General features: G+C 71.7%; 11 protein-coding genes. 3 read left to right on the forward strand and 8 right to left on the reverse strand.

The window, feature by feature from the left end:
- Positions 1 to 1,917 (forward strand): BNR-4 repeat-containing protein (locus tag ABZ260_RS34420; RefSeq protein WP_355626052.1); only part of this gene is annotated, 1,917 nt, incomplete at its 5' end.
- Positions 1,918 to 1,986: 69 nt separating this feature from the next.
- Here ABZ260_RS34420 and ABZ260_RS34425 read toward each other — a convergent pair.
- From ABZ260_RS34425 to ABZ260_RS34440, 4 genes are all read right to left on the reverse strand, one after another.
- Positions 1,987 to 2,427: an ATP-binding protein gene (locus tag ABZ260_RS34425; RefSeq protein WP_355548507.1), complete on the reverse strand. Its 441-nt coding sequence runs from the start codon at positions 2,425 to 2,427 to the stop codon at positions 1,987 to 1,989.
- 165 nt (positions 2,428 to 2,592) lie between these two features.
- Complete coding sequence (locus ABZ260_RS34430) at positions 2,593 to 3,411, reverse strand: DUF1206 domain-containing protein (RefSeq protein WP_355626054.1); 819 nt, start codon at positions 3,409 to 3,411, stop codon at positions 2,593 to 2,595.
- A 37-nt stretch (positions 3,412 to 3,448) separates the two neighbouring features.
- A complete protein-coding gene (locus ABZ260_RS34435; RefSeq protein WP_355626056.1) occupies positions 3,449 to 4,381 on the reverse strand; it encodes a Ppx/GppA phosphatase family protein in 933 nt (310 codons plus the stop codon).
- A 12-nt stretch (positions 4,382 to 4,393) separates the two neighbouring features.
- Positions 4,394 to 5,080 carry a class I SAM-dependent methyltransferase gene (locus ABZ260_RS34440; protein WP_355626058.1) on the reverse strand — a complete coding sequence of 229 codons (687 nt, stop codon included), beginning with the start codon at positions 5,078 to 5,080 and terminating at the stop codon, positions 4,394 to 4,396.
- Between the two features lie 436 nt (positions 5,081 to 5,516).
- Here ABZ260_RS34440 and ABZ260_RS34445 point away from each other — a divergent pair, with 436 nt between their 5' ends.
- Positions 5,517 to 7,295: a tetratricopeptide repeat protein gene (locus ABZ260_RS34445; RefSeq protein ID WP_355626059.1), complete on the forward strand. Its 1,779-nt coding sequence runs from the start codon at positions 5,517 to 5,519 to the stop codon at positions 7,293 to 7,295.
- 294 nt (positions 7,296 to 7,589) lie between these two features.
- Here ABZ260_RS34445 and ABZ260_RS34450 read toward each other — a convergent pair whose 3' ends face one another.
- Together ABZ260_RS34450 and ABZ260_RS34455 are read right to left on the reverse strand one after the other, a co-directional pair.
- Positions 7,590 to 8,591 carry a phosphotransferase gene (locus ABZ260_RS34450; protein ID WP_355626061.1) on the reverse strand — a complete coding sequence of 334 codons (1,002 nt, stop codon included), beginning with the start codon at positions 8,589 to 8,591 and terminating at the stop codon, positions 7,590 to 7,592.
- 36 nt (positions 8,592 to 8,627) lie between these two features.
- Positions 8,628 to 9,479, reverse strand: coding sequence for a class I SAM-dependent methyltransferase (locus ABZ260_RS34455; protein WP_355626063.1), 852 nt, complete (start codon positions 9,477 to 9,479; stop codon positions 8,628 to 8,630).
- A gap of 268 nt (positions 9,480 to 9,747) precedes the next feature.
- Here ABZ260_RS34455 and ABZ260_RS34460 point away from each other — a divergent pair, with 268 nt between their 5' ends.
- On the forward strand, positions 9,748 to 10,149 hold the full coding sequence (locus tag ABZ260_RS34460; protein WP_355626065.1) for a heme-binding protein: 402 nt from the start codon (positions 9,748 to 9,750) through the stop codon (positions 10,147 to 10,149).
- 79 nt (positions 10,150 to 10,228) lie between these two features.
- On the opposite strand, the gene rbsK is transcribed toward ABZ260_RS34460, so the two are convergent.
- Entirely contained in the window at positions 10,229 to 11,125 is an 897-nt protein-coding gene (rbsK, locus tag ABZ260_RS34465; protein WP_355626067.1) for a ribokinase, read from the reverse strand.
- Positions 11,122 to 12,228 (reverse strand): ADP-ribosylglycohydrolase family protein (locus ABZ260_RS34470; protein WP_355626069.1); only part of this gene is annotated, 1,107 nt, incomplete at its 5' end. The genes ABZ260_RS34470 and rbsK, both read right to left, overlap by 4 nt.

A 12,228-nucleotide genomic window follows, 5' to 3' on the forward strand; every position in this document is an offset into this window, starting at 1 on the left:
AACGCGCTGGTGGTGGCGGCCGAGGAGGCGAGCATCGTGGTGGTGCGCTCGGCCTACTCGACGTTCATCGTCGAGGGGTCCGACGCCTCGGCGGCCGCCGCGCAGGCCGTACCCCGCAGGGAGGCCGCCTCCGAGCAGCGTGTCCCGTCCGAGCAGCAGGGCGGGCGGCGGGCCGTCCCGGTGGTCGAGCGGCTGCCCTTCGCCGTGGACACCTCCAACCAGGCCGGCTGGTGGCGGCCCCTGGACCTGTTCGGAGGGGTGACCTACTTCGCCTACAACGCCCCCGCCGCCGCGGGCGGCCTGCACGAGGTGCACGTCGCGGCGCGCGGCGCCGCCGGGACCTGGACCAGTGGCTGCCTGCGGACCGCCGCCGGGGCGTGCGTCACCTACGGCGACGACGTCGGGCACAACCAGCCCTCCATCGTGGTGGACGGCGAGGGCCACGTCCACGCCTTCGTCTCCATGCACAACCACCCGTGGCGCTACTACCGCACGACCCGGGCCGGCGACGTGACCTCCCTGGTGGAGGCCGGGGCCGACCTGCCCGACGGGGACCTGCGCTTCACCTACCCGGTCACCGCGCGCGGCGGCGACGGCGACGCCTACGTGATGGTCCGCGCCGACCAGGACGCCCAGCGCATGCGCGGCGGCCGGCTGTACCGCTTCGACACCGCCACCCACACCTGGAGCCGGGTCGCGGTGATCGCGGCGGCGACCGGGCACGCGTTCTATCCCGACGACCTGAAGGTGGATCCGCGCGGCCGGGTCCACATCCTGTGGGAATGGGGCCCGTGGCCGGCCACCGCCCTGCGTCACCTCGGCTCCTACCTGGTCTACGACCCGGCCGACGGCTTCTTCCGCGACGTGACCGGCGCCGTACGGACAGTGCCCGTCACCCCCGGAGCGGGCGAGCCTCTGATCTACCAGCCCTTCGTCGAGGGCGAGACCATCACCTCCGAGAGCCCCGCGGTGCAGACCGCCAAGATCGCCCTGAACGGGAACCTGCTGCACGGCATCGCCTACCGGTACCGCCCGGCGTCCAACGGCGGCGCCTTCGCCGGCTTCGACGTCCGCTACGCCACCTGGAACGGCTCGGCGTGGAACCGTGAGACCGTCGCCGACCGTACCGAGGCGGGCGCCGCCGTGGAGACCTCGGCGGCCATCGACGCCACCCACTCGGCGGGGAAGACTCGCGTCTACTTCGTCGCCCAGGCCTCCGGGTGCGGCGGTACCCGCAGCCGGGTGGTGGTCGCCGAACGGCCGGCGTCCGGCGGCAGATGGCGGTTCACGACCGTCGGCGACGTCCAACGGGGCCTGCAACGACTGCGCGCGCTGCCGCAGCCCGGCGGGACCGACGTGCTCTACGTAACCGCGCCGCTGGCCGACGGCGACCGCGGCGGGCTCTGGCGCGCGCTGGCGCCCCGCGCCGGGCGCCCGGTCACCGGGCAGACGTTCCCGCAGGTCGTCCAGGAGTTGCTGGGCAGCGGCGCGAACGGCGTCAACCTCGCACTCGGCGCGCGGGTCACGGTCTCCTCCACCCTGCGCGCCGACACCGGCGGCGAGAAGGCCGTCGACGGTCTCTGCACCGACGACAGCCGGTGGATCTCCGCCGAGGCCGACACGGCACCGACGATCACCGTCGACCTGGGCTCGCCGGCCGCGATCGACCGGGTCCGGGTCCACAGCGGCTACACCAAGGCCCCCGTCCCCGGCACCGACGTGCTGCGCGACTTCACCGTGGAGGCCCGGGTCGACGGCCTGTGGCGGGAGGTCGGCCGGATCACCGCCAACACCTCGGACACCGTGACCGTGGACACCGCCGGGGTCCGGGCGGACGGGGTGCGGCTTCTCGTCACCGACCCCTCCGGCAGCGCCATCGACGTGGCCCGGGTCTTCGAGATGGAGGTCATCGGCTGACGCGAGGGCACCCCGGCGGTGAGAACCCCGGCGGGGTGCCCTCCCGGCGACCGGCCGAGCCCCGGACTCTCACCTGGCGCCGGCCAGGCTGCCCGCGCGCACCCCGGCCAGTTCGAGCACCAGCTCGAACCAGACCTTGTTGGCCCCCGCCTCCCTGACCAGGCCCCAGCGGTGGGCCAGGGCCTCCAGCAGGGGCAGGCCGCGGCCCCCCGTCGCGTCCGCCGAGGCGTGGCAGACGCAGGGAGCCTGTGAGGAGCCCTCGTCCTGGACACAGACCCGCACGCCCGTCGCCGAGTAGGCCACGGTGACCGTGAACGCCCCACCGTCCCCGGACCGGGAGTGGATCACCGCGTTGGTGGCGATCTCACTGGTCAGCAGGACACAGTCGTCGTGGAGGGGATGGTCTCGCCCCAGGGTCATCGAGACCAGGCGGCGGGCTCTGACCACCTGGTCCGGGGAACCCGCAAGGCGGAGAACCCATTCGCTTCCGTCGTGCTCCGACGAGTCCATATGTCCCCTCCGATACCGTTCCTGCCTTTGGGAAGACGCGGAGCTCGAAAGGGAAGATGTCTCGGAAAAGTAGGAATGCGATCACTTACCGGATAGACAGCTGGGGCTTGCCAGACGGGCCTTCAGCTGCATGCCCGCACCTGCCGTACCGTGCGGTTTCACCCGTCACATCCGGTGCCAGCGGGCCTCGAAGAAACAGTAGACCGCGAACAGCAGCAGGCCGATCGCGACGACCCCGAGCAGCCACGGACCGGCCGGGGTGTCGGCCAGCGAGCGCAGCGTCGAGTCGATGCCCTTGGCCTTGTCGGGGTCGTAGGTGATCGCGGCCTGGATGACGAAGACACCGGCGACCGCGGCGATCACACCGCGGGCGAGGTAGCCGGCCATGCCGAGTTTCTCGGCGAGGTCACGCGCCTTCGACGGCATCTCGCCGGTGCGCAGGTCCTGGAGGAACCTCTTCTTCCAGCCCTTGTGGATCCAGTAGGCCCCCAGGGCGATAACCCCCAGACCGACCAGGCCCACGATGAACTGCCCGGCGGGCAGCTCCATCAGCTTGGCCGTGAGGTCCTTGGACTGACTGTCCGTTGAGCTTCCCGAGTCTCCGCGCAGCACGACACCGAGCAGCGTGGCCACGATCAGCCCGTAGACCACCGCGCGCGCCGCCGACTCCACCCGGTCCTTGGCCTGTCCCCGGCCGATGACGGCCTCCGACAGCTGCCAGAGGACCAGGGCCGTGAAACCGACGACCATGAGCCAGAGCAGCACCATGCCGAACGGCTGCTCGGCCACCGTCTCGATGGCCCCGGTCTTGTCGGCCTCCTTACCACCGCTTCCACCGCCGAAGGCGATCTGCAGGGCAAGAAAACCAATCAGCCCGTAGAGGACTCCCCTGCAGGCCATACCGACCCGTGCCAGCCTGTCCAGCGTCTGACTGTTGGCCGCTCTGTGAGCGGCACCTGCCACCTGAGTCTGAGGGCTGTTCATGGCTATGCGCACTAACCCGCGGACGGCCGGATAAACCTTACTGCTCGGGCATGGCGTCCAGCCTGCGCAGGATGACCCCCTCGCGCAGCGCCCACGGGCACACCTCCAGCTGGGCCACGCCGAACAGGTCCATGGTGGCGTCGGCGACGATGGCTCCGGCGGGCAGTTGCGGCGCCCGCCCCTCCGACACCCCGGGCAGCTCGGCCCTCTCCCCCGTGCTCATCCTGGCCAGCCGGTCGGTCCACCCGACCAGGTCCGCGTGCCCGAGCACCCGGCGTACGTTCACCCCCTCGTGCGAGGGCGCCGCGCCGGCGATCCTCGCGAGCTGCCTGAACGTCTTGGACGTCGCCACCGCGTGATCGGCCTGGCCGTACCGCGACACCTTGCCCACCACGCGGGCGATCTCGGCCCGCACGTACCTGCGCAGTGCCCGCACCTCGTCGGCCGGCGGCGGGTCGGCGGTGAAGCGGTCGCGGGTGAGACGGCCGGCCCCCAGCGGCAGCGACACCGCCACGTCGGGCTGCTCGTCGATCCCCGAGGCGATCTCCAGCGACCCGCCGCCGATGTCCAGCACCAGCAGCCGCCCGGAGGACCACCCGAACCAGCGGCGCACCGCCAGGAACGTCAACCTCGCCTCGTCCTGGCCGGACAGCACCTCGATGTCGACCTGCGTGTCGGCCCTGATCCCGGCGAGGACCTCCTCACCGTTCACCGACTCCCTGATCGCGGAGGTCGCGAAGGCCATGAGGTCCTCGACCCCCTTGTCCTCGGCGATCCGCAGCGCCTCCTCGACGAACTCCCGCAACCGCGTCGCGCCCTGTGCCGACAGGCGGTTGCCCTCGTCCATGTGCTCGGAGAGCCTCAGCTCCTCCTTGTGGGAGTACGCTGGCAGCGGCCGGGCCCCCCGATGTGCGTCCATCACCAGCAGGTGGACTGTGTTGGAACCGATGTCGAGAACGCCCAGTCGCATGGGATGAAGCTACTACCCCTCGAAGCCTCGCCCGCCGGGGGTTCGTACATGAACACTCACCGCGTATCCACCGCCGTCGTAGGGTGCGCCGTCCCATGTCGCCAGGCGCCGCAGCGGGGCGAGCCCCGAGGCCTGGCACCAGGCGTCGTAGTCGGCCAGGGTGACCGTGGCAGAGGCGAGTGGGAGGTGCGCGGCGTCCAGCCCGAACCCGCTCACCAGCAGCCCGCCGGGGCGCAGCAGCGCCGCGAGCCCGGCGACGGTCCGTGCCTCGGTCCCGGGGGCCAGCAGGGGGATGACGTTGCCCGCGGCGACGACCATGTCGAAGCGCTCGCCCTGCCCACGCCGCTCGCCGGACACGGCCCGTTCCGCGAACTCCGCGGAGCCGCCGAGGTCACCGAGGTCGCTGAGGTCCGCCAGGATCCAGGGCAGCTCTGGCGCGGTCCGCCGGGCGACCTCCAGCATGGACGCGTCGAGGTCGACGCCCACGCAGTCGTATCCCAGCTCCGCCAGCCGGATCGCCACCCGCCCGGTGCCGCACCCGGCGTCCAGCACCCGCGCGCCCGGCGGCAGCAGCCCCGCGCACAACCGCGCCTCACCGTGCGTGTCCGCCCCCGACTCGGCCAGCCTGGCGAACCTCGCCGCGTACCGCTCCCCGGCGTCATCTCCCGCGATGTCCGCCCAGCGGCTTCTCTGTTCCATCGGATCAGGGTCCCATCCCCCGTGGGCGCCGCTCACAGCGGCCAGGCCGAACGTGGGCCCGCGAAGGCGTTCGTGGATACCACCACACGCCACCTGTCCATAGGGCTGTCCGGATGCGGCCACTATAAGAAACAGATCTTGTCAATATGGGCGATTATTGCGAATACTTGCGATTTGTTCTTATTCGCGAGAGAGGCCTGTAATGAAGCGCGTTATCGTTCACAAACCTGGCACCGTCACGCTCAGTGGTACCGCGAGTGCCAAGCATGTCGGCTGAGACGAATCGCAGCACCGGCGTCCAGCAGTGGGCGCCGGCCCCCAGCACAACATAGCCATATATCATCGAATATCATCTAAATCGACTTAGAGGAGTCCGGTGAGTCGGGGAGCCCAACCGCCAGAAAACCCGTCTCTTCCCGTGCCGCCGCCGCTCGTGGTGGACGCTGACCGGTACCTGCGCGGACCCTACACCGCGGGGGGCGCGCTCGTCGCCGCCCTGGTGCCCACGGCCCAGCCCGAGCTCGTCGCCCGCTACGACATCGAGCTGCGCGCGGCGGCCCCCGACCTGCAGGACCTGGTTCCCGACCGGCGCCGCTCCGTGGCCGCGAGCCTGCCCAGCGCGGAGCGGATCCTGGTGCACGCGCCGCGGCGCACGCTGCGCCTGGCTAACGGCCTGGCCGAGTTCGTCCGCGAGCACCTGGCCGAAACCGGCCCACGGACACTGGTCGTCGAGAACGTCGACCGGGCCGACCCCACCGACCTCGAACTCCTGACGGTACTGCGGCGCCGCGTCCCCGCGGAGTCGCTGACCGTGGTGACCCGCCGGGGGACCACCGTCGAGGACCGGCTCAGCGAGGAGGAGCACGGCGCCCTCGCCGACGAGCTGGAACGGGAGGGGACGATCGGCCCGCGACTTGGAGCGGTCCCCTACCACCGCGAGCGCGGCGGCGACACGTCGAAGGCGCTGGAGGCGTTCCTGTTCGCGGTGCAGTGGTGCCTGGATGCGGGCTGCCATGACGCCGTGGTGGATCTCGGCAGGCGCGCCCTGCGCCTCGCCGATCCCGAAGGCGACACCGGGACCTGGTGGCGGCTCCTGCACAGCACCGCGACCGCGCTGGCCGCGCTGGGCAGGGAGGACGAGTCCGAGGACCTGTTCGACCTGGCCAGGCGGGAGAGCGTCTCCCCCGCCGTCCACGCCTCGGTCGCCTACGCCACCGGAATGCTGAAGGTACGCCACCATGACCAGGCCCGGCGCGACCCGGATGCCGCGCTCGCGCTGGTGAACCAGGCGATCGCCATCTCCTCACTGCTGCCCGACCCGCGCGAGCGGGCGTTCAAGCTGGGGTTCGACCTCAACGGCCGGGCGCTGGTGGAGGTACGGCGAGGCCGCCCCGCCAAGGCACTGGAGCTGGTCTCCGAGGCCGTCGCCCTGGCCGACCGCGACCTGCGTCCCGGCGAGCACCCGATACACCGGCTGGTGCTGCTGGCCAACAGGGCGCAGCTCACCGTGATGCTGGGCCGCCCCGAGGAGGCGCTGGAGGATCTGGACGCGGTGATCGCAGCCGACCCCGTCTACCCCGACTACTACATCGACCGGGGCAACCTGCTGCACCGGCTGGGCCGGATGGACGCGGCGATCAACGACTACGAGACGGCCATGCGGGTCGGCCCGCCCTTCCCCGAGCCTTACTACAACCGGGCCGAGATCCGCTTCTCCAGGGGCGACCACCGGGGTGCGCTCGGCGACCTGGACCACGCGCTGGAGCTGGACCCGGAGTTCGTGGACGGCCTGGCCAACCGGGCCGGGCTGCTGGCCGCCCTCGGTGAGTACGGCAAGGCCAGGGCGGACGCGGAGGCCGGGCTCGCCATCGATCCGGCCAACCCGTACCTGCTGTGCGCGCTGGGCCAGGTGGAGACGGCGGAGGGCCGCTACGACAGGGCGCGTACCGCCTTCGACAGGGCGCTGGAGCTCGCCCCCTCGCTGGCGGCCGCCTGGGCGAACCGAGGACTGCTGGCGTTCGAGACCGGTGACCCCGAGGGCGCCGTCGCGGATTTCACCCGGGCCCTCGAACCCGGAGCGGACCCCGCGCTGCTGTTCAACCGGGCGATGGCGCTGCGCGCCGCCGGGCGGGAGACGGAGGCGGTCGCCGACCTCACCCGGGCGCTGGAACTGGCGCCGGACGACGAGGACATCAGGCGCGAGCTGAAATCCTGACCCCACCGGACCGCCGCCCGCGGCCACGGAGACGAAGGCGGCCGGAAAACACCCCGGATTCGGCGAAGTGGGCCGGAAAACAGGGGCCGGGAAGACGGAATCCCCATCGTGAAAATCTCATTATCGGATTACGCGTTACACGCACGGTGATGCGGACGCCGACGCGTATTCGCCATCACGGACCCGTCGCGCCCCAGGGGTGGGTAGGGACGATTTCCCGATGCGCGATCACGGCGCGCCACTTTGCCGAACGGCCCCTGCCGGAACGCCGCGGGTACCACGGGACGGACCGGGTCAGCGGAGCGAGCCGCCGAGATAGCGCTCGGCCAGCTCGCAGGTGCCCTCGGTGTAACCGGAGCCCAGCTCGGTGGCGATGTCCGCGCCGGTATGGGTACCGATCCAGGCGACCAGCAGCAGGCGGCGGAACATGACGAACGTCCAGATCTCCGTCTCGTCCTCGGCCGAAAGGTCCAGGACGGTCCGGTAACCCCGCACCCACGCGTCGACCAGCTCGGGAACCTCGGGGAGGTGTTCGATGAAGCTGACCGCCGCGGCCAGGTCGTAGAGGTGCCAGCCGAAGCCGCAGTCGTCGAAGTCGATGACGCCGGGCGGTCCCTCACCCGCCACGAGCAGGTTCGCGGAACGCAGGTCGGCGTGGATCAGGCCGTAGCGCTCCGGCCCCCGGCCGAAGCGGTGGAGCCGCTCGCGCAGTTCCTTGTCCAGCCGCCCCAGCAGGGTCCGCGCCTCGGCCCCCATGCCCAGGCCGTCCTGCCAGCGGCCCCACCGCGCCTCGGCGCCGAGGGCCGCCTCGTAGTCCCAGTGGAAGCGGGTGAACCACTCGGGCCGTGACCAGCGGCGCGCGTGCCGGTGCATCCGCGCCGTGAGCGCGCCGAGCCGCTCGAAACCGGGCACCGGGTTCTCCAGGGACGGCTCGGCACCGGGCAGCAACTCGAACATGACGCACTCTCGGGGCTCCGCGCCGGGGACGGTCAGCACCCGGGAACCGCCGGGAGCCTGGAGCACCCGGGGGGTGCGGATCCCCTCCTGCTCGCGGAGCGCCTCCAGCCAGGCCAGCTCGGACAGGATCGCCGGGATGGAGTGGTAGCCGAGACGGTGCACCCGCAGGATGGAGCGCCTCCCCGTGGCCGGGTCGTCCACCCGGTAGGTGGCGTTCTCCGACACGTTGATCAACGTGACCTCGGCGTCGGGCAGGCCGTGGATCCGCGCCGCCGCACGTGCCACGTCATGCGCACGGGCCAGCACGCCGCCCCCGGCGGACAGGTCGTGGGCCCGCATCGGTTCCTCCAGCTCGGTCGCACAGGGCGCCAGATCCTATCCGAGATCCGACATCGCCTGCCCGGCTGCGCGGTCCAGGTCGCCCCGGTCCTGGTCACGTACGACGTGCCCCGTCGAAGGCCCGGGGCCGGGAAACCTGATGCGGATCTTGGACTCCCGCTGCGGAAGGCGCTCCCAGTCATCCATGAGGGTCGCCTGGAGGCCGCATCCGGCGGCCAGGTCGAGCAGGGTCTCGGTCCGGTAGTAGAAGGTCTCGCCCAGGACCTGGTGCTCCCTGCCCTCGGTGCGCTCGAAGGTGAAGTCGAACCAGCCCCCCGGCCGCACGATCCGGCCGACGTTTTGCAGGCACTCCTCGATCACGCGCGGCGGGGAGTGGGAGAAGACGCCGTGGGCGTGGACGACGTCGAACGCCCCGCCGGGCAGCGCGGCGAAGCGCAGGTCGGCGACCGGCAGAAGATGGGGGAGCTTGTCGCGCAGGTCGTAGGTGACCAGGGTCTCCTGGGCGGCGATCAGGATCTCCGGGGAGATGTCGAGACCGTAGTAGTTTCCGGTGTCGAGGTAGCCGATGAACAGGCGCCCGGCCCGCAGGTTGCCGCAGCCGATCTCCAGCATGCGGTGCTCGGGTTTCAGACCGTGCCGCACCAGATAGTCGAACTGCACCTTCCCCAGGGCGACCCAGCGCCGGTAGGACCTACTGCCCACGGCCCCGCGAGGACTGCGCGCGGTCTCGGACCTCATGACGGCCCGGTAGTAGGCGACGTGGTCGCGGGTGCTCAGGCGCAGCCACGTGTTCCTGGTCACCCGTCGCAGGTGCCGGGGGACTCTTCCCGGATGGCCGAGGGCATACCTGAGCCGGTGAACGATGCGCGCGTGGCTGTGACCGTGCATGTCTCTCCCCACGTCTGGACGACACCTCGATATCCCACCGGTGACGAGATCGTAGCCTGAAGTAAGATGAACGTCACTCTTGGTAAGCGTCGTCGGAATGTCGCCTCGTGGTCTCTCCCGTCTCACCGGGCGACAGTCCCGGCCCGCGCCGGTCCTCCGGAAGGCTCGCGCAAGCGTCGGATCGTTATGACACCTCGGATCGCCCGACCGGCGACGCCCGCACACCCGGCGGTCGGAGCCGGTGGTCTTCGAAACGGTGAGGAGCCCGGTGAACCTGGAACTCGCGCTGCGCATGTGTGAGGCCGCGGTGCGGCAGGCCGTGCGGGAGGGGGCGCTCATCTCGGTCGCGGTGGTCGACGCGGGCGGGCATCTGGTGGCGTTCCAGCGGATGGACGGCGCGCGGATCTCCGGCCCCGTCCTCGCCCCCGGCAAGGCGCACACCGCGGTGGCCCACCACATGCCGACCGCCGACCTCGCGCCGCTGGTCCTGCCGGGAGGCGAACTGCACGGCCTGGCCGGCGACCGGTACGTGTGCTTCGGCGGCGGCATCCCGCTCGGGGAGCCCGGCAACGGCCGCGGGGTGGTGGGCGCGGTCGGCGTCAGCGGCGGCACCATCGGCCAGGATGTGGCATGCGCCGAGGCCGCCGCCGCCCTCTGGGAAGGGTCATAGCGGGATATATCCGGAGACCTACCTCATCAGCGGCTAGTGCTCCCGCGCCCGAGGTTGACCGGGAAATCCCCGCCGGATGTCAGGCACCGGTCGTGGAAAGGCTCCGGTCGATCTCGGCGCGGGTGGGCATCGAGCTGCTGGCACCCGCGCGCTGGACGGACAGGCCCGCCGCCGCGGTGGCGAAGCGGACGGCCCGGTCGGCGGGCTGCTCCTCGAGGTGGGCCACGGCGAGGGCGCCCACGAAGGTGTCGCCCGCGGCCGTGGTGTCCACCGCGTTCACTCTGGGCGCCTCGACCCACACGGCGGCCTCGTCGCCGGCGGAAGTGAGCGCGCCGCGCGCCCCCAGCGTGATGATCACCCAGCCGACCGTGCCCCTCAGCTCCTCCAGGGCGCGCTCGTGATCAGCCTGACCGGTGATCGCGACGGCCTCGTGCTCGTTGGCCACCAGGATGTCCACCGCCTCCAGCAGCTCAGCGGGCAGGGGCTGGACGGGTGCGGGGGTGAGGACCACCGTGGTCCCGGCGGCGCGGGCGGCCCTGGCGGCGGCGGTGACCGCCTCGATGGGGAGCTCCAGCTGCAGCAGGAGCACGTCGGAGCGGGAGATGACCTCGATCTCTGCCTCGGTGGGAGCGGTCACGGTCCCGTTGGCACCGGGAACCACGATGATCGAGTTGCCGCCGCCGCCGTCCACCACGATCTGGGCGATGCCCGAGGGGCCGGGGACCGTGCGCAGGTCCGTCACGTCGACGCCCGCCTCGGCGAGCGTCCTGCGCATCTCGGTCCCGAAGTCGTCGTCACCCACGGCCCCGAGGAAGGCCACCTTGGCACCCGCCCGCGCGGCGGCGATGGCCTGGTTGGCGCCCTTTCCGCCGGGAACCGTGTTGAAGGCGCGACCGGTCACGGTCTCGCCGAGCGCGGGTACGACATCGACATAGGCCACCAGGTCCATGTTGACGCTGCCGAACACCGAGATCATGATTCCTCCGCCCCCAGGGCCAGCGTACGGCGGGCCAGCTCGTCCAGGCCGATGCCGTCGAACCCGCTGATGCTACTGGACAGCCGGTTCTTCAACGACCACCCCTCCGGGATTCCCGACGCGCCGCGCAGCGCGCCGACGATCGAACCCACGGTCGCCCCCGCCGAGTCGGTGTCCCAGCCGCCCGCCACGGCGCCGGCGATCGAGGCGGTGAAGTCACCCCGGCCGTGGACCAGTGCCGCCGTGATCAGTGCGGCGTTGTTGATCGTGTGGACCCAGTGCAGCTCCCCGTGGCGTGCGTGGAGCCGGTCGACGACCCGTTCGAAGTCCGGTTCCCGGTGCGCGTCCTCGGCGGCCTGCCGTACGGCGGCGGCCAGGCGGGAGTCCGGCGGGATCACGGCGAGTCCGGCAGCGACCACCTCCTCGGCGGAGGAGGCCGTCAGCGCCGTGGCGCACATCGCCGCCACGAACATGGAACCGTAGATCCCGTTGGCGGTGTGGCTGAGCCGCGCGTCGCGCCAGGCGAACTCCGCGGCCCTGGCCGGATCGCCGGGGTTGGCCCAGCCGTAGACGTCGGCCCTGATCAGCGCACCGATCCACTCCCGGAACGGGTTGCGGAAGGTCGCCGTGGAGGGAGCCCGCGGGTCGTGGGGGGCGGGCGGTTCCAGGCCGGCCAGCAGGTTGCGGTAGGCGGCGCGCTCGGCGGTGAAGACCCGGCCGCCGGGCAACTCGTCCAGCCAGAGCCGCGCGACGTCGTCGGTGCCGAACCCCCGGCCGTGCCGCTCCAGCAGGGCCAGGGCGAGCAGCGCGAAGTTGAGGTCGTCATCCTCGGGGACGCCGTCGATGTTCTCGGCGAGGCTGTTGACGGCGCTGCGACGATTCCACGGCCAGCGCCGGCCGATCTCGGCGGGAAGCCCCCTGGCGGTGAACCATCCTCGGATCGGCCAGTTCCCTGTCGCCTCGGCGATCGCCCTGATCCCCTCCCGGGGGATCTTCTCCACCGGCTTGCCCAGCACGCAGCCCGCCGCCCGGCCGAGCCACGCGCCGAGCATCCGGTCCATGACCTGTGTGCCCGAGGTGGCCGTGCCCCTTTGTGACGGCCA

The organism is Streptosporangium sp. NPDC006013, assembly GCF_040614275.1.
Classification (GTDB): domain Bacteria; phylum Actinomycetota; class Actinomycetes; order Streptosporangiales; family Streptosporangiaceae; genus Streptosporangium.

Coding starts and splice junctions, on each gene's coding strand:
- ABZ260_RS34425 (WP_355548507.1), bottom strand. CDS start 2,427: ATGGACTCGTCGGAGCACGACGGAAGCGAATGGGTTCTCCGCCTTGCG.
- ABZ260_RS34430 (WP_355626054.1), bottom strand. CDS start 3,411: ATGAACAGCCCTCAGACTCAGGTGGCAGGTGCCGCTCACAGAGCGGCC.
- ABZ260_RS34435 (WP_355626056.1), bottom strand. CDS start 4,381: ATGCGACTGGGCGTTCTCGACATCGGTTCCAACACAGTCCACCTGCTG.
- ABZ260_RS34440 (WP_355626058.1), bottom strand. CDS start 5,080: ATGGAACAGAGAAGCCGCTGGGCGGACATCGCGGGAGATGACGCCGGG.
- ABZ260_RS34450 (WP_355626061.1), bottom strand. CDS start 8,591: ATGCGGGCCCACGACCTGTCCGCCGGGGGCGGCGTGCTGGCCCGTGCG.
- ABZ260_RS34455 (WP_355626063.1), bottom strand. CDS start 9,479: ATGCACGGTCACAGCCACGCGCGCATCGTTCACCGGCTCAGGTATGCC.
- rbsK (WP_355626067.1), bottom strand. CDS start 11,125: ATGATCTCGGTGTTCGGCAGCGTCAACATGGACCTGGTGGCCTATGTC.